The organism is Nonomuraea roseoviolacea subsp. carminata (assembly GCF_024172185.1).
Classification (GTDB): Bacteria; Actinomycetota; Actinomycetes; order Streptosporangiales; family Streptosporangiaceae; genus Nonomuraea; species Nonomuraea roseoviolacea.
This window is the reverse complement of record NZ_JAMZEC010000001.1, coordinates 5,104,063-5,125,161: the sequence shown is the minus strand read 5'-3', so window position 1 is coordinate 5,125,161 and position 21,099 is coordinate 5,104,063. Positions and strand designations below refer to the sequence as shown.

At 70.5% G+C, this 21,099-nt stretch carries 18 protein-coding genes; 10 read left to right on the top strand and 8 right to left on the bottom strand.

Translation table 11 applies throughout. From position 1 onward, the window contains the following. Positions 1 to 102: 102 nt before the first annotated feature. Complete coding sequence (locus HD595_RS23895; RefSeq protein WP_253772596.1) at positions 103 to 975, bottom strand: SDR family oxidoreductase; 873 nt, start codon at positions 973 to 975, stop codon at positions 103 to 105. 181 nt (positions 976 to 1,156) lie between these two features. Between HD595_RS23895 and HD595_RS23890 the strand changes: the two genes are divergently transcribed. Then, entirely contained in the window at positions 1,157 to 2,215 is a 1,059-nt protein-coding gene (locus tag HD595_RS23890) for an NAD(P)H-dependent amine dehydrogenase family protein (protein WP_253772594.1), read from the top strand. Between the two features lie 6 nt (positions 2,216 to 2,221). On the opposite strand, the gene HD595_RS23885 is transcribed toward HD595_RS23890, so the two are convergent. Further along, positions 2,222 to 3,289, bottom strand: coding sequence for an MBL fold metallo-hydrolase (locus tag HD595_RS23885; protein WP_253772592.1), 1,068 nt, complete (start codon positions 3,287 to 3,289; stop codon positions 2,222 to 2,224). A 45-nt stretch (positions 3,290 to 3,334) separates the two neighbouring features. Between HD595_RS23885 and HD595_RS23880 the strand changes: the two genes are divergently transcribed. Then, on the top strand, positions 3,335 to 4,186 hold the full coding sequence (locus tag HD595_RS23880; protein ID WP_253772591.1) for a glutathione S-transferase family protein: 852 nt from the start codon (positions 3,335 to 3,337) through the stop codon (positions 4,184 to 4,186). 4 nt (positions 4,187 to 4,190) lie between these two features. Here HD595_RS23880 and HD595_RS23875 read toward each other — a convergent pair whose 3' ends face one another. Together HD595_RS23875 and HD595_RS23870 are read right to left on the bottom strand one after the other, a co-directional pair. Further along, positions 4,191 to 5,483, bottom strand: a complete 1,293-nt coding sequence (locus HD595_RS23875; protein ID WP_253772588.1) for an MFS transporter — start codon at positions 5,481 to 5,483, stop codon at positions 4,191 to 4,193. After that, entirely contained in the window at positions 5,480 to 6,067 is a 588-nt protein-coding gene (locus HD595_RS23870; RefSeq protein WP_253772586.1) for a helix-turn-helix domain-containing protein, read from the bottom strand. Before HD595_RS23870 ends, HD595_RS23875 begins: the two co-directional genes overlap by 4 nt. 96 nt (positions 6,068 to 6,163) lie before the next feature. On the opposite strand from HD595_RS23870, the gene HD595_RS23865 reads away from it, so the two are divergent. The 5 genes from HD595_RS23865 (at position 6,164) to HD595_RS23845 (ending at position 12,708) form a co-directional block, all read left to right on the top strand. Then, the gene (locus HD595_RS23865; RefSeq protein ID WP_253772584.1) at positions 6,164 to 6,835 is read left to right on the top strand and encodes a B3/B4 domain-containing protein; all 672 of its coding nucleotides are present in this window, start codon (positions 6,164 to 6,166) and stop codon (positions 6,833 to 6,835) included. A 204-nt stretch (positions 6,836 to 7,039) separates the two neighbouring features. After that, positions 7,040 to 10,729 (top strand): multifunctional oxoglutarate decarboxylase/oxoglutarate dehydrogenase thiamine pyrophosphate-binding subunit/dihydrolipoyllysine-residue succinyltransferase subunit, encoded by a 3,690-nt coding sequence (locus HD595_RS23860; protein ID WP_253772582.1) that lies wholly within the window; start codon positions 7,040 to 7,042, stop codon positions 10,727 to 10,729. A 132-nt stretch (positions 10,730 to 10,861) separates the two neighbouring features. After that, positions 10,862 to 11,038 carry a DUF6104 family protein gene (locus HD595_RS23855; protein WP_253772580.1) on the top strand — a complete coding sequence of 59 codons (177 nt, stop codon included), beginning with the start codon at positions 10,862 to 10,864 and terminating at the stop codon, positions 11,036 to 11,038. A gap of 135 nt (positions 11,039 to 11,173) precedes the next feature. Then, positions 11,174 to 11,974 (top strand): DUF4097 family beta strand repeat-containing protein, encoded by an 801-nt coding sequence (locus HD595_RS23850; RefSeq protein WP_253772578.1) that lies wholly within the window; start codon positions 11,174 to 11,176, stop codon positions 11,972 to 11,974. Next, positions 11,971 to 12,708: a PadR family transcriptional regulator gene (locus HD595_RS23845; protein WP_253772576.1), complete on the top strand. Its 738-nt coding sequence runs from the start codon at positions 11,971 to 11,973 to the stop codon at positions 12,706 to 12,708. The genes HD595_RS23850 and HD595_RS23845 overlap by 4 nt, the downstream gene beginning before the upstream one ends. Positions 12,709 to 12,810: 102 nt before the next feature. Here HD595_RS23845 and HD595_RS23840 read toward each other — a convergent pair whose 3' ends face one another. The 4 genes from HD595_RS23840 to HD595_RS23825 form a co-directional block, all read right to left on the bottom strand. After that, positions 12,811 to 13,638: an oxygenase MpaB family protein gene (locus HD595_RS23840; protein ID WP_253772573.1), complete on the bottom strand. Its 828-nt coding sequence runs from the start codon at positions 13,636 to 13,638 to the stop codon at positions 12,811 to 12,813. Positions 13,639 to 13,703: 65 nt separating this feature from the next. Further along, positions 13,704 to 14,660: a zinc-binding dehydrogenase gene (locus tag HD595_RS23835; RefSeq protein WP_253772571.1), complete on the bottom strand. Its 957-nt coding sequence runs from the start codon at positions 14,658 to 14,660 to the stop codon at positions 13,704 to 13,706. A gap of 9 nt (positions 14,661 to 14,669) precedes the next feature. Continuing rightward, positions 14,670 to 15,557 (bottom strand): hypothetical protein, encoded by an 888-nt coding sequence (locus HD595_RS23830; RefSeq protein ID WP_253772569.1) that lies wholly within the window; start codon positions 15,555 to 15,557, stop codon positions 14,670 to 14,672. A gap of 221 nt (positions 15,558 to 15,778) precedes the next feature. Continuing rightward, entirely contained in the window at positions 15,779 to 16,036 is a 258-nt protein-coding gene (locus tag HD595_RS23825; RefSeq protein ID WP_253772567.1) for an SSI family serine proteinase inhibitor, read from the bottom strand. A 300-nt stretch (positions 16,037 to 16,336) separates the two neighbouring features. Here HD595_RS23825 and HD595_RS23820 point away from each other — a divergent pair, with 300 nt between their 5' ends. The 3 genes from HD595_RS23820 (at position 16,337) to HD595_RS23810 (ending at position 20,767) form a co-directional block, all read left to right on the top strand. Next, complete coding sequence (locus HD595_RS23820) at positions 16,337 to 17,419, top strand: trypsin-like serine peptidase (RefSeq protein WP_253772566.1); 1,083 nt, start codon at positions 16,337 to 16,339, stop codon at positions 17,417 to 17,419. Between the two features lie 199 nt (positions 17,420 to 17,618). Beyond that, positions 17,619 to 18,785, top strand: coding sequence for a trypsin-like serine peptidase (locus HD595_RS23815; RefSeq protein WP_253772564.1), 1,167 nt, complete (start codon positions 17,619 to 17,621; stop codon positions 18,783 to 18,785). Positions 18,786 to 19,237: 452 nt separating this feature from the next. Beyond that, the gene (locus tag HD595_RS23810; RefSeq protein WP_253772562.1) at positions 19,238 to 20,767 is read left to right on the top strand and encodes a trypsin-like serine peptidase; all 1,530 of its coding nucleotides are present in this window, start codon (positions 19,238 to 19,240) and stop codon (positions 20,765 to 20,767) included. Positions 20,768 to 21,099: the final 332 nt, after the last annotated feature.

Genomic DNA, 21,099 nt, shown 5'->3' with positions numbered 1-21,099 from the left:
TCGGATATCTTCCGCCGATCATCGAACAAAGAGTGTCCGCGCACAACGAAAGGGACCCCTCCGCGAACGGAGGGGTCCCTGGCCGAGTGATTCAGCGAGCCGTCAGAGCATGGCCTTCATCGAGTCGGCGGCCGTGAGGACGTACGGCTGCTCGGCCATGACCGCGTCCCAGTTGTCCGCAACCGCCTCCGGCGAGATGTCGTCGGAGCGCCAGCCCGGCCCCTCGGCCACCATGACCCGCGCCACCTTGCCGCCGCCGACCGTGAACACCTCGCCGCTGACCTCGCACGAGTCGTGGACGAGGTAGGCGACGAGGGCGCTGACCCGCTCGGGCGTGAACTTGGCCTCGAACTCGGCCGGCAGCAGCGACTCGGTCATGCGCGTCCAGGCGACCGGGGCGATGGCGTTGGCCTTGATGCCGTTGCGGGCGCCCTCGATGCCGAGCGTCTTGGTCAGGCCGACCAGACCCATCTTGGCGGTGGAGTAGTTGGCCTGGCCGAAGTTGCCGAACAGGCCGGCGGGGCTGGAGGTGTTGACGACGCGGCCGTAACCGGCTTCCTTCATGTACGGGTACGCGGCGCGCGAGACCAGGTAGGAGCCCCGGACGTGGACGGCGAGGACCGCGTCGAACTCCTCGACCGTCATCTTGCCGAACGAGCGGTCGCGCAGGATGCCCGCGTTGTTGACGACGATGTCGATCGCGCCGAAGGTGTCGACCGCGGCCTGGACGATGGCCTGCGCGCCCTCCGGGGTGGCGACGTTGTCGGCGTTGGCGATGGCCTGGCCGCCGTTCTTGGTGATGAGCTCCACCACCTCGGCGGCGGGACCGGCGGAGGCGCCCGTGCCGTCGAGCGCGCCGCCGAGGTCGTTGACGACGACCTTGGCGCCCCGTTCGGCCAGCAGGAGCGCGTGCGACCTGCCGAGGCCGTGCCCGGCCCCCGTGACGATCGCCACCCTGTCATCGAACCGAAGCATCGAACCTCCAGCGCAGGAGAACAAACTTCTAGTACGAGTACGATAACCCGCGTCCCGGCGCGCGCAACCGTGACTGATCGTCGCGGATAGTGATCGGCCGCCTGTTTTTCTGCTAGAGTTGCGGGCTCCCAAGGCGAGGGTCTGCCTCGCCATTCCCTCCATCGGGCCTGGGAGGCCGGACATGCCGGTGAACGCGCCCATCCGCGTGGTCCAGTGGGCCACCGGTTCCATCGGCCGCTACGCGTTACGCAGCGTGCTCAACAGGCCGGGACTCCAACTGGCGGGCGTCCTGGTGTACGACCCGGACAAGACAGGCAAGGACGCGGGCGAGCTCGTCGGCATGCCGCCCACGGGCGTCACCTGCACCGACGACGTCGACCAGGTCCTCTCCCTCGACGCCGACTGCGTGCTCCACATGCCGCTGCCGGCCTTCTCCTTCGGCACCGACCAGACCTCCGACGTCGAGACCATCTGCGCCCTGCTCGCCTCGGGCAAGAACGTCATCACCACCACGGGCTTCGTCTACCCCAAGTCGTACGGGCGGGGCGTCGTCGAGCGCGTCGAGGCGGCCTGCGCCGCCGGTGACACCACCCTGCACGGCACCGGCATCAACCCGGGCTTCATGAGCGACTTCCTGCCGCTGGCGCTGACCGGGCTGTCCGACCGGGTCGACCACATCTACGTGCGCGAGTCGTCCGACTTCCGGGGCCATCCGTCGCGGCAGGTCGTCGTGGACCTGGTCGGGTTCACCCGCTCGGCCAAGGACTACACGGCCGCGGTCCGGCCGTACCGGATGTTCCAGCGCTCGCTGTTCGCCGAGAGCGTGCAGCTCGTCGCCGACGCGCTCGACGTGCGGCTGGACGAGGTCGAGGAGAGCGACGACTTCGAGCTGGCGACGCGCGAGTTCGAGATCGCGGCCGGCACGGTCCGCGAGGGCACGGTGTGCGCCTCGCGCTGGGTCTTCTCGGGGCTGGTGCGGGGCCGGCCGTTCATGACGATCGAGGTGGTCTACAAGGCCGACGCGGCGCGCGTGCCGCGCTGGCCCGACCCGGGGTTCGTGCTGCACATCGAGGGGGTGCCGCACATGACGCTGTCGGTGGACGAGGTCTCCCACGGCCCGGCCGCCGCCGCGGCGCACGCCATCAACGCCATCCCGGCGGTCTGCGCCGCTCCCCCGGGCATCCGCACCCTGCTCGACCTGCCGTTCGCGACCGGCCGAGGCAGGGTCCGGCTGCGCTGACCGCCGTCACGGGGCCGCCGGGTGCCAGCGGTCCGGTTCGCCGGGCACGCAGGTGACGCGGCCCCGCTCGGCCAGCCAGACCAGGTGCGCGAGCGTCTCGTTCGTGGCGGCCCGGCGGGCGAACGCCTGGAACGTCTCCCACGGCCGCGACCAGGTGAGCCGGACGGCCACCTCCCAGCAGGTGAGGCCGCCGGTCGCGGCCCCGACGACCTGCTCGACCTCCGCCAGCCGCTCCTCGTGGTGCGCCGTCACGTGGTCCACCCGCCCGGTCAGGTCGCGGAAGCGGTACTCGTGGGCCGGCAGCACCTCCTCCACGTCCAGCTTGCGCACGGCGGCCAGCGAGTCGAGGTAGTCGGCCAGCGGGTTCGGCCGCGACTGGGGGTGGACGGCGACGATCGGGGTGATCTTGGCGAGCACGTGGTCGCCGGAGAACAGGAGCCTGCGCTCCGGCGAGACGAAGCACAGGTGGCCGGGCGAGTGACCGGGCGTCCACAGCGCCCGCAGGTCCCATCCGGGCAGGTCCAGCCGGTCGCCGTCCTCGATGAGCCGGTCCGGGCGCACGGCCGACACCAGGTGCCTGATCGACATGGACGCCCCGGCCAGCTCGTCCAGGGTCTCGCCGGGCACGCCCGACCGGCCGAGCATCTCGCGTTCGCGGCGCACGAGGGAGTCCACGACCTCGTCGTCGTAGCGCTCGCGGATGAGGGCGGCGTCGGCCGGGTGCAGCCCGATCCACGCGCCGGACGCCTCCCTGACCCGTCCGGCCAGCCCGTAGTGGTCGGGGTGGATGTGCGTGACCAGCACGGCCCGCACGTCCGCGATCCCGTGGCCGGCCACGCCGAGGCCGGCGACCAGCGCGTCGTACGCCTCGTCGGTGTTCCAGCCGGCGTCCACGATCGCCACGCCGTCGGGCAGCTCCAGGACGTAGACCAGCACGTACCGCAGGGGGTTGACCGGGATCGGCACCGGCACGGACCACAGCCCGGGCCCGACCCGCTCGACCTCCGGGACCGCGCCCTGCCGCCACGCGTCGTACTGGGCCGGGCTGGAGGGATTCACCACGAACTTCGCCATGGGTCCGATTGTCCAGCCATATCCGAACCATGTTCTACTGGGGTGATGAAGCCGGCACGCGAGACCACCGGCGACGGGCGCTTCGCCCGCCAGCCGAACCGCTTCACCGAGCGCCTCGGGCCGCCCGGGCCCGGCAGGTACCGGCTCTACGCCTCCTACGCCTGCCCGTGGGCGCAGCGGGTGCTCATCGTCCGCCGCCTGCTCGGCGTGGAGGACCTGCTCGACGTGACGATCGTCGACCCGATCCGCGACGAGAAGGGCTGGCGGGTGCCGGGCGGCGACCCGGAGTACCTGTCGGAGCTCTACCTCGCCAGCGACCCGGACTACCGGGGCCGCTACACCGTCCCCGTGATCTGGGACGCCGCCGAGGGCCGCATCGTCACCAACGACTTCCCGCAGATCACGCTCGACCTGGAGACGACCTGGTCCACCACCCCGGACCTGTATCCGGAGCGGCTGCGGCCGGAGATCGACGCGCTGAACGATCGGCTCTACCACGGCCTCAACAACGCGGTCTACGAGGCGGGGTTCGCCCGGTCGCAGGCCGCGTACGAGGAGGCCGTGGCGCGCGTCTTCGCCACGCTCGACGAGCTGGAGGAACGGCTCGCGGCGGGCTCGCCGTATCTGTTCGGCGACGAGCTGACGGAGAGCGACGTGCGGGCGTACACGACGCTGGCCCGCTTCGACGCCGTCTACCACGGCCACTTCAAGTGCTCGGTGCGGCGCCTCGTCGACTATCCGGCGCTGTGGGCGTACGCGCGCAGGCTGTACGCCATCCCGGCCTTCGGCGAGACGACCGACTTCGACCACATCAAGCGGCACTACTACATGACGCATCCCGACATCAACCCGAGCCGGATCGTCCCCGTGGGCCCCGCGATCGACTGGAGCCTCTGAGGCTTCAGGCCGAGGCGGCGCGCTCCGCCGGCTCGGCCGCCGGGACGCCGCCCGGCCGGAGCGCGGGCAGCCGGGCGAACAGCAGCGCCGAGGCCGCCGTCAGCGCGGCGGCCAGCCCCCACGCGACGCCCGTCCCGGCCGCGGTCGCCAGCACGCCGAGGCCCACGTTGGACAGCGCGCCACCGGCCTGCTGGGCCAGTGAGCCGGTGGAGCCGACCGTGGTGCGTTCCGCCGCGGTGACCGTGCGGTGGGTCATCTCCAGGCACAGCACGCTCGTGACGGCGAGGCCCGCGTACATGGCGACGTACGCCCCGCCCGCCGCCGCCAGCCCGGCGGGGCCGCCCGTCTCGGCGGTGGCCGCCAGCGCGCCGAGCGACAGCGCGGCCAGCACGACGCCGAGGGCCGCGCCGCGCGCCGGCCCCCGCGCCAGGCGGGCCGCCCGGGGCGCGAGCGCGCTGCCGGCCGCGCTGCCCGCGAAGCCGAGGGCCGCCACCAGCGCGTACGCCGTGCCGCCCAGCTCCGCCGTACCGGCCAGCCGGGCCAGGCGGCCGGGGGTCAGCAGCTCGACGGCGGTCAGCGCGACACCCGTCACCAGGGCGTACACCGTCAGGCGGCGCAGCACCCCGTGACCGGTCGCCAGCCGCAGCCCGGTCAGCACGGTCGCGGGCACGGCCCGCAGCGTCTCGCCCAGCGACGCCCGCCGGTGCGACGGCTCGGGCAGCGCCAGCAGCACGACCCCGAGCAGCACCGCCGCCGCCACCGCACCGAGCAGCGGGGGCACGGCCAGCGGCTCCACCGTGCCCGGGGGCACGACGAGCGGCACGAACCCGCCCGCCAGCACGCCGAGGCAGAGCGCGGCCGACTCCATGGCGCTGCCGCGCGACAGCCCCGGCCGCAGGTCGGCGTCGCGCCCCTCCACCTCGTGCAGCGTGTCGACGTACCAGGCGGTGGCGGGGCCGCTCGACAGCGCCCGCGCCACGCCCTTGAGCACGCCGGTCAGCACGAACATCCAGAACGTCGTGGACACCGCCATCAGCGCCAGCGCCACGACCGTGAAGCCGGCCGACACGGCCAGCACCACGCGGCGGCCCACGACGTCGGCCAGCCCGCCGGTGGGCAGCTCCAGGGAGAGGGTGACCACGGAGAAGACGGTGAAGGCCGTGCCGATCTCCGCCAGGCCGAGGCCGCGCTCGGTCATGAGCAGGATCATCGTGGGGATCATGAGGCCGGTCGGCAGCCAGGTCAGGGAGCAGACGACCAGGTAGCGGCGTAACGCGGAGCGGGGGGTCGTGATCACGTGTCCTCCTCGGTGTCGCGGGTCTCGCCGCCACGGCTCTCACGGGGGAACGCGGCGGCCCAGAGCTGCACGCCGCGGGCCTGCGGGTGGCCGGCGTGGCGCGCCTCCAGCTCACGGATCAGCTCGGCGGCCCGCCGGGTGAACTCGCGCACGGCCTCCGGCGGCAGCACGGCCAGGTGGTCGCTCATCCCCGCGACGGGCAGCCAGTCCGGGTCGGGCGACTCCTCGAACGCCCGCATCGCTCGCGCCAGCATCTCCACCTGGCGGGCCTGGATGACGCGGACCGCCTCCCAGCCCTCGGGCGTGGCGGCCATCTCGGCGTTGTCCCAGCTGGTGTAGAAGTGGCGGGCGCGCCAGCGGCGCTCCCTGCCGTCGCGCCGGTCGGGGTCCTCCTCGATGAACCCGTACTTGGCCAGCACGCGCAGGTGGTAGCTGGTCGAGCCGGAGCTCTCCCCCACCACCCGTCCGAGCTCGCTGGCCGTCGCCGGGCCGTCGATGCGCAGCAGCCCGAGCAGCCGCACCCGCAGCGGGTGGGCCACCACCTTCAGCACCCGCGGGTCGCTGATCTCGTAGCTCTCCTCCACCCTCATGACGGTAAACCGCAAAGGGAATTTTGCAAAGTGATTTTTGCGATCAATCTCGGTCAATACAGTGGTCTGAGAGTTCAATAGACTGGCTGCATGCTCGACGACATCACCGTGGACGAATCCGTCCTCGCCCTGCGCCCCGACTTCGCCGTCCTGGTCATGACCGCCCACGGGCTGCGCAACGGCCCCACGGACGACCGGTCGCGCGGCTGGCTGGGCGACGCCTCCGACCTGCTGTCCGCCGAGGGAGAGGAGGAGCGCGAGGCGCGGGCCGCCAAGATCGAGGCGTGGCGGGAGGCGTACCGGCTGTTCGGGGCCAAGCCGTCCCGCACCCGCCCCTCGGTCGACGCGCTCACCCGCCGCCTGCCGCTGCCCGAGATCAACCAGGCCGTCGACGCGTACAACTCGATCAGCGTCAAGCACGCGCTGCCCATCGGCGGCGAGGACCTCGACCGCTACGACGGCCCGGCGCGGCTCATCCGGGCGGCCGGCGACGAGGCGTCGGAGGAGGCGCTCGGCACGCCCGACGCCGGCGAGGTCATCTGGCGCGACGACACGGGCGTCACCTGCCGCCGGTGGAACTGGCGCCAGGTCGCCCGCACGCGGCTCACCGAGGAGACGACCAACGCGCTGTTCCTCCTGGAGCGGCTGGAGCCGATGACGATGGAGGAGCTGAAGGTCGCCGGCGAGGAGCTGGCCGATCTGCTCTCCGAGCTGTCGCCGGGGGTCCGCGTGGCCAGCCGCTTGCTGTCCGGCGGGAAATAAACCTCTTCCCTTAGGGTTGATACCAAACGGTGATATTTCCCGTATCACCACCGTTGACTAGGGGTGCGTGACCCCGGTCGGCGGTTCGGGAAGGATCCGGCGGGGTGGCGCGCCGACCCGCGCGCGCGTAGCCGGACGGGACGAGTAACCTTGGACAGGTTCTCTAACATCAACGCCGATCTGCGGAAGAGGGCGATTTCCGCCGTGTCGTCTGAGTCGTCGCGGGCAAACCCGCTGGCAAGCTTTGGTCAGAACGAGTGGCTTGTCGACGAGCTGTACCAGAAGTACCTCCAGGATCCCGAGTCGGTGGACAAGGCCTGGTGGAACTTCTTCGCTGACTACAACCCTGACTACGGACCGGGCCGGACCCCGGCCAGGGAGGCGGCGAACGGCACGGCTACCGCGCCTTCTCCCGCACCCGCAAAGACGGCGGCCCCTCCGGCACCCGCCGCCGTGCCCGCCGACAAGCAGGCCGTCAAGCCCGCCGACAAGGCGGCCGAGAAGCCGGCCCAGGCCGCCATCCCGGCTCCCAAGGGCGCCGAGGAGGTCAGGCTGCGCGGGGCCGCTGCCCGCACGGCCGCCAACATGGACCTCTCGCTGACGGTCCCGACCGCCACCAGCGTCCGCGCCATCCCGGCCAAGCTGCTCATCGACAACCGCATCGTGATCAACAATCACCTCAAGCGGGGTCGCGGCGGCAAGGTCTCCTTCACGCACCTGATCGGCTACGCGATCGTCAAGGCGCTGAAGGCCATGCCGGAGATGAACCACTCCTACGCGGAGGTCGACGGCAAGCCGACCCTGGTCAAGCCCGAGCACGTCGGCTTCGGCCTGGCCATCGACGTCCAGAAGAGCAACGGCGAGCGCCAGCTCCTCGTGCCGTCCATCAAGGCCGCCGAGCAGATGGACTTCCGCCAGTTCTGGATGGCGTACGAGGAGGTCGTGCGCAAGGCCCGCGCCGGCAAGCTCGGCGTCGACGACTTCACCGGCACCACGATCTCGCTGACCAACCCCGGCACGATCGGCACCGTCCACTCCGTGCCGCGCCTCATGCCCGGCCAGGGCACGATCATCGGCGTCGGCGCGATGGAGTACCCGGCCGAGTACCAGGGCGCCTCCCCCGAGACGCTCTCGCGCCTGGCCGTCTCCAAGGTCATGACGCTGACCAGCACCTACGACCACCGGATCATCCAGGGCGCCCAGTCGGGCGACTTCCTGCGCCAGATCCACCGGCTGCTGCTCGGCGAGGACGGCTTCTACGACGAGATCTTCGAGGCGCTGCGGATCCCGTACGAGCCGGTCCGCTGGGTGCAGGACGTCTCGGCCTCCCACGACGACGACGTCTCGAAGTCCGCCCGCGTGATCGAGCTGATCCACGCCTACCGGGTGCGCGGCCACCTCATGGCCGAGACCGACCCGCTGGAGTACAAGCAGCGCAAGCACCCCGACCTCGACATCCAGTCCCACGGCCTCACCCTGTGGGACCTCGAGCGGGAGTTCGCCACCGGCGGCTTCGGCGGCCGGCCGCTGATGAAGCTGCGCGAGATCCTGGGCGTGCTGCGCGACTCCTACTGCCGCACCGTCGGCATCGAGTACATGCACATCCAGAACCCCGAGGAGCGGGCCTGGATCCAGGCGCGGGTGGAGAAGCCGCACGCCTCGCCCGACCGCGAGGAGCAGCTCAACATCCTGTCGCGGCTCAACACCGCCGAGGCGTTCGAGACGTTCCTGCAGACGAAGTTCGTCGGCCAGAAGCGCTTCTCGCTGGAGGGCGGCGAGTCGCTGATCCCGCTGCTCGACTCGGTGATCAGCGACGCCGCCGACGAGGACCTCGACGAGGTCGTCATCGGCATGGCCCACCGCGGCCGGCTCAACGTGCTGGCCAACATCGTCGGCAAGTCGTACGCCCAGATCTTCGGCGAGTTCGAGGGCAACATCGACCCGCGCACGGCGCACGGCTCCGGCGACGTGAAGTACCACCTGGGCGCCACCGGCGAGTTCAAGGCGCCGAGCGGCAAGACCATCACCGCCTCGGTGGTGGCCAACCCCTCCCACCTGGAGGCGGTCAACCCGGTGCTGGAGGGCGTCGTCCGCGCCAAGCAGGACCTCTTGGAGCGCGGCGAGGAGGGCTTCACCGTCCTTCCGGTGCTCATCCACGGCGACGCGGCCTTCGCCGGCCAGGGCGTCGTGGCCGAGACGCTCAACCTGTCGCAGCTGCGCGGCTACCGCACCGGCGGCACCGTGCACGTGGTGGTCAACAACCAGGTCGGCTTCACCACCTCGCCGGCCTCGTCCCGGTCGAGCGTCTACGCGACCGACGTCGCGCGGATGATCCAGGCGCCGATCTTCCACGTCAACGGCGACGACCCCGAGGCCGTGGTCCGCGTCGGCCAGCTCGCCTACGAGTACCGCCAGACGTTCCGCAAGGACGTCGTCATCGACCTCATCTGCTACCGCCGCCGCGGCCACAACGAGGGCGACAACCCCGCCTTCACCCAGCCGCTGATGTACGACCTGATCGACGCCAAGCGCTCGACCCGCAAGCTCTACACCGAGGCGCTGATCGGCCGGGGCGACATCACGGTCGAGGAGGCCGAGCAGGCGCTGCGCGACTACCAGGCCAAGCTGGAGCAGGCGTTCACCGAGACCCGCGAGGCGGCCAAGAAGCCGCTGGAGGCGGGCGCGATGCGGGTGCCGCCCACCGAGGTCGTCAAGTGGTCGCACGACGACACGCCCACGGCGATCAGCGACGAGACGCTCAAGCGCATCATCGACACCCAGCTCAACCTGCCCGAGGGCTTCACGCCGCACCCGCGCCTCGCACCGGTGATCCAGCGCCGCGGCACGATGGTCGAGCAGGACGCCATCGACTGGAGCACGGGTGAGACGCTGGCCTTCGGCTCGCTGCTCATCGACGGCCACCCGGTGCGCCTGGTCGGCCAGGACTCCCGGCGCGGCACGTTCACCCAGCGCCACGCGGTGCTGGTCGACCGGCTGACCGGGGCCGAGCACACGCCGCTGAAGACCTTCAACCAGGGCACCACGAAGTTCTACGTCTACGACTCGCTGCTCAGCGAGTTCGCGGCGCTCGGCTTCGAGTACGGCTACAGCGTCGTGCGGCCGGACGCCCTGGTCGCCTGGGAGGCGCAGTTCGGCGACTTCGTCAACGGCGCCCAGACGATCATCGACGAGTTCATCTCGTCCGGTGAGCAGAAGTGGGGCCAGAAGTCGGGCGTCGTGCTGCTGCTGCCGCACGGCTACGAGGGTCAGGGTCCCGACCACTCCTCGGCGCGCATCGAGCGTTTCCTCCAGGTGTGCGCGCTCGACAACATGACGGTCGCCCAGCCGAGCACCCCGGCCAACTACTTCCACCTGCTGCGCTGGCAGGTCGAGTCGGGCCGGCACCGCCCGCTGGTGGTCTTCACGCCGAAGTCGCTGCTGCGCCACAAGGCGGCCACGTCCAAGGCGAGCGACTTCACCTCGGGCACCTTCCAGCCGGTCCTGTCCGACACGACCGTCGACCCGGCGAAGGTCACCAAGGTGGTCCTCACCTCCGGCAGGGTCTTCTACGACCTGGCGGCCAAGCGCGACGAGAGCGGCCGCGACGACGTCGCGATCGTCCGGCTGGAGCGGCTCTACCCGTTCCCGGCCGAGGAGCTGGCCGCCGAGCTGGGCCGCTACGGCCAGCAGGCGCAGCTCGTCTGGGTCCAGGACGAGCCGGTCAACATGGGCCCGTGGCCGTACCTCACGCTCAAGCTGGCCGAGGACCCGCAGCTGCTCGGCGGCCGTCCGCTGAGCCGGGTGTCCCGTCCGGCCAACAGCTCGCCCGCGGCCGGTTCGCACAACGCCCACGACAACGAGCTGCACGAGATCCTCAACCAGATCTTCGGTTGATCCGTCTCACCCGAAACCCCCGCCGGCTCCGCGCCGGCGGGGGTTTCGCCTTTCCGGCGCCCTGTCCGGAGCGGCGCCGGACGCTGACTAAAGTGAGGTGTCCCGGCAGCACAGCGATGGAAACGGAGCACGATGTACTTCACCGACCGGGGGATCGAGGAGCTCGTCGACAGGCGCGGCGAGGAAGAGGTCAGCCTCCTCTGGCTGGGTGAGCGGCTGCGCGAGTTCGTGGACCTCAACCCCGAGTTCGAGATCCCGATCGAGCGGCTGGCCACCTGGCTGGCGCGCCTCGACGACGAGGACGAGTGACGGCGGCAGGATTCGGCTGCTTTCCCGCTTTCCCGCGCCGGCTCGGCACGCGTAAACGCGATACATCTTGAGTTTCCGTAAGACGCGACATATCGTGTCTTTGGGAACAGCGTGCCGCCAGGAAGGGTGGGGACCATGCAGCAGTGGACCATCGACGACCCCCGTCAGCTGACGTTCGGGCCGGTGAGGTCGCTCGACGTGCGGATCGTGTCGGGCCGGCTCGCCGTGCTCGCCAGCGACGGCCCGCCCGTCCTGGAGGTCACCGAGATCGACGGCTCGCCGCTGATCGTGACGTACGACGAGGAGGCCGGCGAGCTGTCCGTCGCCTACAAGGACCTCACCTGGGACGGCATGCTGAGCTGGCTGCGCAAGACCCGGCGCCACACCGTCGCCACGCTGACCGTGCCCAAGGACTGCCAGGTCAAGGCGGGCGTGGTGACCGCCTCCGCGGTCATCGCCGGGTTCGAGAACCTCACCTCGGTCAAGAGCGCCTCCGGCGACGTCGTGCTCGACGGCGTCAGCGGCGAGGTGAGCGCCGGCACCGTGTCCGGCCAGGTCGAGAGCCGGGCCATGGTCGGCGACCTGTCGTTCAACAGCGTCTCCGGCGACCTGACCGTCGCCCACGGGGTGCCGCGCCGGCTGCGCGCCAACAGCGTGTCCGGCCGCATCACCGCCGACCTGGAGTTGCGGCCCACGGGTCACGTGACGCTCACCAGCGTCTCGGGTGACATCCTGGTCAGGCTGCCCGAGGACGTGGAGGCGGACGTGACGATCCGCTCCACCTCCGGCCGGCTGGTCAGCACGTTCGAGAAACTGTCCAACGAGAGCCTGCCCGGCGCGAAGTCGCTGTCGGGACGGCTCGGCGGCGGCATGGCCTCGCTGTCGGCGACGACGGTCTCCGGCGAGGTCGCGCTGCTCAAGGGGGAGAAGGAATGAGCCCTGTCTTCGGTCACGGCCGTCTGCGGCTGTACCTGCTGAAGCTGCTGGACGAGAGCCCGCGCCACGGCTACGAGGTGATCCGGCTGCTCCAGGACCGTTTCCTCGGCGTCTACTCGCCCTCCCCCGGCACCATCTACCCGCGCCTGGCCCGCCTGGAGGAGGAGGGCCTGGTCACGCACGAGGTGGTCGACGGCAAGAAGGTGTTCTCGATCACCGACAAGGGCCGCGAGGAGCTGAACGACCGCCTCGACGAGCTCGACGACCTGGAGCAGGAGATCTCCGCCTCCGTGCGCGACATCGCCCGGGAGGTCAAGGAGGACGTCCGCGACACGGTCAAGTCGCTGCGCGAGGAGCTGACCCGGATGGCCAAGGACGTGCGCGTCGGCTCCGCGGAGGACCTCCGGCGCTCGCGCGACCGGCAGAAGGCCGACTTCCAGCGGCTCAAGCGGGAGCAGAAGCGGCAGTGGATGGAGCACGCCGAGCACTGGCAGGGCGAGAGTCAGCGGCTGACGTCCGAGTGGCGGCGCATCTGGGCCGAGGTGTGGTCGTCGCTGGGCGGCGAGCCGGGGTCGCGGGCCGACCTCGACGCCGAGCTGGGCGGCATGCTGGCCGACTTCGTGGCCCAGGTGCGCGAGGAGGCGTCCGGGACGAGGCTGGACCGGGGGCGGCTGGAGCAGGTGCGCGCGACGCTCGACGAGGCGTCCGGCCGCATCCGCGACACGCTCCGGTGACGATCGCGAACGACGTCCGGCGGGCTCAGGGGTGGAGGGCGGCTCGGCAGCGGGCTCAGGGGTGGCGGGCGGCTCGGCGGTCAGGGTTGGCAGGCGGCGCGGTCAGGGTTGGCGGGCGGCGCGGCGGGCGCGGCAGGCGCGCGGCATGTAGCGCAGCCGCTCCGGCAGCCGCGGCGTGATCGCGGCCACCGCCCGGCCGAGGTGACGCAGCCGCCGCTCGTCACGCGCCGACCAGCGCAACCCCAGCCGCTCCCGTACGGCCGGCGGCAACGTCCCCACCGTGACGAACCAGGCGAACTCCCCCCACCCCACCCCCACCGGCGCCCACAGGTGACGCAGCGGAGCGGGCAGTCCCGGAGGCGGCGGCGTCGAACGCAGCAGCGCCAGCACCTCGAACGCGGTCGGATGCGCCTCCAGCCGCCCGGTCACCATGCCGTCGAAGTACCGCCAGAACGCCTCGACGTCCGCGGGCATCTCCCGCTCGGGCACGCGCAGGATGCCGCCGATCCGCCGCGACTCCGCGTACAGCCTGCGCTCCCCGTCCGGTCCGTAGGGCACGCCGAAGAGGCGGTTGAGCGTGACGTACCGCTCGAACAACGACAGGTGGACCCACGCCCACGCCTCCCCGCTCAGCGCGTGGTAGGGGCGGCCCCGCTCGTCGACGCCGGCGAAGCGCCGGTGCAGCTCGCGCAGCCGCGCCCCCTCGGCGGGGCCGGCCTCTCCCCCGTACACCCAGGTCTGGGCGGAGGCGAGGGTGCGGACGAGCCGGCCCCACGGGTCGTCGCGGAAGGCCGAGTGGCGCGCCACGGCCGCGCCGACGGCGGGGTGCATGGTCTGCAGGACCAGCGCGCTGCCGCCCACGAGGAGGTTGCGGTACTCGCCCACGGTCTCCCAGTGCAGCGAGCCCGGCCCGAGGGGTTCGACGGTCATGGCGACGCCTCCCGGCCGAATGGGGCCTTCTCCCTTTTCGTACCCCTCGGGCGGCGGCTTGCGCGTCAGGCCGTGAAGACGATCTTGCCGAACACGTCGCCCTCGGCCAGCGCGGCGAACCCGTCCCGGGCCTCGGTCAGCGGCAGCGTCCGGTCGATCACCGGACGGACCCCGGTCTGCTCCAGGAAGACCGCCAGGCGGCCGAGCTGGTCGCGGGTGCCCATGGTGGAGCCCACCACCGAGAGCTGGAGGAAGAAGACCCGGTTGAGGTCGGCGGGCGGCACCGCGCCGCTGGTCGCGCCCGACACCACGATGCGACCGCCCGGCTTGAGCGACTTCAGCGAATGGTCCCAGGTGGCCTGGCCGACGGTCTCCATCACCGCGTCCACCCGCTCCGGCAGCCGCGCGCCCGTCTCGAAGACCTGGTCCGCCCCCAGCTCCAGGGCCCGTTCCCGCTTGTCCGCCGAGCGGCTGGTGGCCCAGACGCGGTACCCCCCGGCGCGGCCGAGCGCGATCAGCGCGGTCGCGACGCCGCCGCCGGCCCCCTGGACGAGCACCGTCGAGCCCGGCTGGAGCTCCGCCTTGTCGAACAGCATCCGGTAGGCGGTCAGCCACGCCGTGGGCAGGCACGCGGCCTGCTCGAAGGTGAGCACGGCCGGCTTGGGCACGAGGTTGCGGCGCGGCACGGCGACGCGCTCGGCGAAGGTGCCGTCGTGGAGCTCCGACAGCAGCGAGCGCTTCGGGTCGAGCGTCTCGTCGGCGCCCGCGCCGATCACCGCGTGGACGATGACCTCGTTGCCGTCCTCGTCCACACCGGCCGCGTCGCAGCCGAGCACGATCGGCAGCCGGTCCTGGCGGATGCCGACGCCCTTGAGCGTCCACAGGTCGTGGTGGTTGAGCGCGGCGGCCCGCACGGTGACGGTGGTCCAGCCGTCCGGGGTCGCGGGCTCCGGCCGCTCACCGAGCGTCAGCCCGGCCAGCGGATTGTCGGGATCGGTCTGTGTGGCGGTTACGGCGAACATGGCCGCACCCTACTTCAGCGTGATCCGGATCTCCTTGACCGCCCGCTCGACGAACGCGGGCGAGCCCGAGGCGGCGATCTGCACCCCGCCCCGGCAGGCGGTGCGGGACGGCCGGCCGCGGCGGTCGATCATCATGGGCGCCGGCGGCGCCGCCTCGCACCCCGGCACCAGGATGAGCCCGACGACGTCGCCGGCCACGCCGCCGAACCACAGCTGCGGCCCGACCGGGTCGCCCTGCACCGTCTCGCCCGGCCGGGCCAGGCGGACCGGGTCCGTGGCGGCCAGCACCAGGTAGCCGCCCTTGGTGACCCTGCCCCTGATGTGCCCGGCCGCGGCCATGCGCTGCTCGAAGGTGAGCCCCTCGGGCCGGTCGTACAGGGCGAGGCGCCAGTCGCCGAACGCGAACAGCAGCACCTGCCCGTACGAGCCGCTGCCGGGCTGGCGCGGCCACAGCTCGACGTCCGGGGTGAGGTTGCGCAGGGGTTTTCCGCCCTTCGACACCTCGGCCGCGCCGCCGTACGGTGCGGACATGCGGCGGTACTGGCCTTCCACCCAGGCGCCCTGGAACGGCCGCGACCCGAGGGCGGCGAGCCCGAGCCGGGCCGGGTAGCGGACCTCGGCGGGGGTGCCGTCGGGGAAGACGACCCGGATGACCTCGTCGCCGCCCTTGGTCCTCGGCGTGACGAACAGGACGTTGGGCGCGGCCTTCGTCGTGGTCATGGGGGCGGCGGAGGGCCTGGTCCCGTATCCGGGAATGCCGGGCTCCGGCTCGGGGGCGCGGCCGGCGAGCAGGCCGGCGACGGGGATGGCGAGCAGCGCCGCGAGCACCGCGATGCCGGTCCAGCGCCGGCGGCGGTGGTGCTGACCGGCCTCGATGACGTCGAACTGATCGGCCACGGCGGTCCTCGTGTCGTGCGGGCTCTCGCCTTCGGCCCCAGTCCAGCCCACGGGCGGGGTGCGGCGCATTCACCTGATCGCCACATTGACCTACCCGCGGTCGCGCAGGGTCGCGGGGCCGCGGTCACCAGGGGCAGGTCCACGACCAGGATGCCCCGCCCGGAAAGCGACGGGGACCCCGGCGGTGCGCCGGGGTCCCCGCGGTCGTCGGGCTGCCGTGGTCAGAACTGGGAGACCGGCCCCATCGCCGCCTGCATCTGGCAGGGGTTCGGGAACGTGCGCTCGTAGCGGACCGGCCGGCCCGCCCAGACGCCGAGCGCCGAGACGCGCACCGGGTTGTACTCCATCGTGCAGACCGCGTCGGTCCGCGAGGGCAGCCGGGCGGGGTCGCCGCCGGCCCTTTCGAGGGCGATGCACGCGGGCTTGGGCGAGCGCTGGCGACACGACAAGACGGAGCCCTTGTCGCCAACAATGATCACGAAAACCTTCCGGTCCGTGTCACGAGAGTGAGTCTCGGCCACGGCGGGCGTGGCGGCGAATGCCGTACAGGAAAGCACGGCGAGACAGAGAAGTCGACGCATGCTCGCAGCCTGCCTCGACCCCTGACCTGCGGCAACGACCGACACGTGGGAGCAGTCTCACCTATCCGGACGGCCTACTTGACACCATCCTTATGGGACACAAGTCACGCTTGATCAGATAACGAATCTTCATCTGAGCTGCAATACAGTCAGTTGATCTGGAAAAATCCACCTTTACACCCCAAGGAAGGCATTTCCATGATCCCCCCGGTCCGGCGCCTGGCAGCCGTCGCGCTCAGCGCGCTGCTCGCGCTGCCCGCGTTCGGGGGGACGGCGTCCGCGCACGCGACGAGCTGGGTCTACTCCGTGACGCTCGCCAGGACCGCCGCGGACGTGCAGAAGGTCGCCGAGTCCTGGAAGCCGGACATCCTCAAGAGGGCCGACAGCTACAGCCCCGCGACGCCGGGCTCGCAGTCCTCCACGAGCGCGGGCGCCACCGCCGTACCCAGCAGCGAGCAGATCACCCCGGCCAAGAAGGTCAATGTCCCGCTCAGCGTCTCGCCGGAACTGCCGGCGAAGGGCACGATGGCCCGGACCATGGGCAAGGTGTACTTCCGGTTCGGGACCAAGGAGTACTGGTGCTCGGCCAGCGCGGTGGCCGCCAGGAACCGCAGCGTCGTCGCCACCGCCGCCCACTGCGCCTACGACGCCCGCCAGGCCAAGCCCGCCGACTCCTGGATCTTCATCCCGAACCCCGGCCCCAACGGCGAGACGCCCGACGGCATCTACGTCGGCGCGGCCATCAGCATGCACGAGCACTGGCCCGGACGGGGCGACTACGACTACGACTACGCGTTCGTGACCGTGCACCGCGGCTTCACCTGGGTCTCCAAGGGCGGCAAGCTCGTGATGCAGGACGTCGGCCGCCTCCAGGACAACATCGGCGGCCAGGGCCTGGCCGTCGCCAAGGGCGCGGGCAACCGCGTCACCACCTTCGGCTACCCGGCCGGGCCGCAGCCCGACGGCACCCGGCCGTTCGACGGGCGCAAGCTGATGTCCTGCGCGGGCGGCACCCGCTGGACCGTCGCCCCGAGCCTCGACCTCCAGTACGGCGTGCAGGTCGAGCCGTGCAACTTCACCGCGGGCGCCAGCGGCGGCCCCTGGCTGATCGACTACCAGCCCGCGCAGGGCCTCGGCTCGCTGAACGGCATCAACAGCCTCACCTGGAACCGGGACGCCAAGGGCGGCTACGACGCCGTCTCCTCGCCGAACTTCACCGTCGCCACCGGCGAGGTCTACCGGCACGCGGCGGCGGTCGCCACCCCCGCAAATGTGACGTAACTTACACACAGCGTGGCAACCCCCATAATGATCAGCCAGAACGTGATCTCAGAAAGATCACGACAGCCTCACCGGCCCATGACATGATCTTCGCGAAATTCACAGGCGCGGAGTCAGACCGATAGGTTCCCGGCTGTCCGTCTGCTGCACCGAGGGATGTACGGAACCCCGGCAGCACAAGGCAAAGCCTGGAGTTACCTTGAAGCGAATCCTCCTCCCGACCGGTGGCGTCGCCCTGGCCGCCGGCCTGCTGGCCGCCGGCCTCACCGGCACCGCGCAGGCCCGCGCGGACATCGCCACCGACCCCATGGCCCGCAACACCTCGCAGGCCGCCTCGGTCGCCTCGTTCTGGCTGGCCTCCAACGGCGCCGCGCTCCGCTCCGCCACGGCGTACACCTGGGACGCCAAGGAGGTCCGGAAGCTCGTCTCCAAGGGCGGCTACACCGCGGACGGCAACCCCGGCACCGCCGCGCCCATCGGCGAGGACAAGAAGCCCATCGGCCGCGCGCAGAACGTCAACCTGCCCAAGACGGTCGGCAAGGTGTTCTTCGTGGACGGCTCCGGCAAGTTCCGCTGGTGCACGGCCACGTCCGTGCAGTCCAACTACCGCAACCTGGTCGCCACGGCCGGCCACTGCGTGTACGACACGGACAGCAACAAGGACACGATGAGCAACTGGGTGTTCGTGCCCGGCTACTACGAGGGCAAGGCGCCGTTCGGCATCTACGTCGGCAAGCAGGCGTTCACCCACAGCGACTTCGACGTCTACGAGGACTACGACCGCGACTACGCGTTCGTCACCGTCTTCAACGGCATCGCCTTCGAGGGCGTCAAGCAGGTGGACCGCAAGGACTTCGAGCGGTTCAGCGGCCCGAAGCGCAGCTGGGGCGGCCACTTCTACATCCTGCTGTCGAAGGACGCGGGCCGCCTGGGCGACAACGTCGGCGGCCAAGGCGTGGCCTGGAACCAGCCCACGGGCAAGACCGTGCGCGCGTTCGGCTACCCCGCCGGCCCGCACCCGGACGGCAACAAGCCCTACAGCGGCGTGACGCCGAAGTGGTGCTACGGCGCCACGACCGGCAAGGCCGTGGGCGCCCCGTGGCTCAAGATCGAGGAGCACGTGGGCCTCAAGTGCCCGGTCACGCCCGGCTTCGATGGCGGCCCCTGGCTGAGCAACTACAGCAACAGCAAGCGTCTGGGCTACGTCAACGGCGTGACCAGCACGTTCGCCGACCAGGACGGCAACGACCGCATCGACTACATCACCTCGCCGTATTTCGACGGTGAGACGGCGTCGATCTACAACGCGGCCAAGAACGTGTGGTCCGGCAAGATCGTCGGCCCGAACGGCGAGCTGTACAAGTAACACCCGCTTCACGGAGGGGCCCGGCTTCGGCCGGGCCCCTTTTTCGTGTCCGCGGTTTGGGCCCCGAAGGCGCGGGGAGGGGTGGAAAACCCCGCCAGGGACGCCGATTCGGAAGATCATCCGGGCCGGAGGGAGAGTTAGACGGAGTTGGGGCCTGATTTGGTTCCTGTGATCTGCATCACATGCAGGCGACCACGCTGTGTGATGTCCGTTTAATCCGCCTTTACTCGGGCGTTACGAAACCGCGCGATACCCAGCGAAAACGTGACGCCATGATCACCGTCAGCGAAGATCACTGACAGGTCACGGAAAGGTCACGGCGGTAAGGGCGCCTACCTAATGGGGCAAACCGGCTTCCACCTGCAAAGATCACCGCGCTATGTTCCTTGCTATCCCTTTACTGACGCATGGGACGCAACATGCGTCCCACGACAGACCAAGGAGCAGTTCCCTTGAAGCGCATCCTCATCCCCGCCGGTGGCGCCATCCTGGCTACCGGCCTTCTGGCTGCCGGCCTCGCCGGCACCGCTCAGGCCGCCGGTGACGTCGCCACCGACCCGATGGCGAAGAGCGCGGCCGACGCCAAGGCCATCGCCCAGTACTGGGCCGAGAGCAACGGTGCGGCCCTCAAGGCCGCGACCGAGTCCAACGTCTGGGACAGCAAGGACGTCGCCAAGCTCCAGAGCAAGGGCGGCTACAGCGCCGACACGAAGCCGGGCTCGGCTTCGCCGATCGGCCAGGAGAAGAAGACCTCGGTCAAGGTTCAGAACGTGAACCTGCCGAAGACCATCGGCAAGGTCTTCTTCGTCAACAGCAAGGGCGAGAAGAAGTGGTGCTCCGCCACTTCGATCCAGTCCAAGTACCGCAACCTGGTCGCCACGGCCGGCCACTGTGTCTACGACACGGCCGGCAACACGGACGTCATGTCCAAGTGGGTCTTCGTCCCGGGTTACTACCAGGGCAAGTCGCCGTGGGGCATCTACGTCGGTAAGCAGGCGTTCACGCACTACGACTTCGACGTGTACGAGGACTACGACCGCGACTACGCGTTCGTGACCGTGTACAACGGCATCCAGCTCGGTGGCGGCACGGCCAAGCAGGTCTCCAAGGCCGAGTTCGACAAGTACCAGGGCGTCAAGGACGCCAAGGACGTCGAGATCTCCCGCGCCGAGTTCCGTCAGTGCAAGCTGGACCCGACCTCCACCACGGCGTGCTGGGTCAAGCGTGGCTCGAAGGCGGAGCCGACCGGCCCCGACTACCCCGGTGCCGAGGTCGCCAAGATCGAGGTCTCCGAGGCGACCTACAAGGACGCCAAGGTCGGCAAGGGCAACGGCTTCAAGTTCGGCGAGCCCGTCACGGAGATCGTGACCGACTCCCAGGCCGCCGCCTACAAGAAGGCCAAGGAGGCGGACGCCAAGAAGTACCCGGCGACCGTCGCGCAGGACGCCCGCGGCAACTGGACCATCACGCACTTCTTCGTGCAGCAGTGGTACAAGCCCGGCTCCGACACCAAGTTCTACAAGACCGTCTTCTACATCATCGAGGGCTTCGCGAAGGACGCCGGCCGTCTCGGTGACAACGTCGGCGGTCAGGGTGTGGCCTGGAACCAGCCCACCGGCAAGTACGTCCGCGTGTTCGGCTACCCGGCCGCCGCGCACCCCGACGGCAACAAGAACTTCACCGGCGTCACGCCCAAGTGGTGCTACGGGAAGACCTCGAAGAAGCTTGTCGGCTCCGCCGCCAAGAAGATCGAGGAGCACGTGGCCCTCAAGTGCTCGATGACCGAGGGCGCCGACGGTGGTCCGTGGCTGCTCAACTACAGCAACACCAAGCGTCTCGGCTACGTGAACGGTGTCACCAGCACCTTCAACGACCAGGACGGCAACGGTCGTGTCGACTACATCTCCTCGCCGTACTTCGACGGCGAGACCGCGGCGATCTACAAGGCCGCCTCGAACGTGTGGTCCGGCAAGATCCTCTAAGTAGCGCACCCCGATCGGGGTGACCCGATCGACCCCGCGTTCACTCGTCAAGGGCCCGGCATCGCCGGGCCCTTCGGCGTTCCCGGGGAAAGTGCGGACCGTTTTGACGCATCGGACGCGCATACGGTGCCATCGAACCGATGTGATGTGCATCACAGTGATGCCGAGCGGCTCTGATCAACGACACCTAGCCCTCAGTAGTCACTCTGACAACACGCTTATGTTGATCAGGGAAAACGGGCGCGTCAGGCACACCGGACAAGTCCTAGCGATAGCCGCTCTAAACATCACAGAACGATCACGGCCGACAAGCCCCCTGTTTTCCTTCCAAA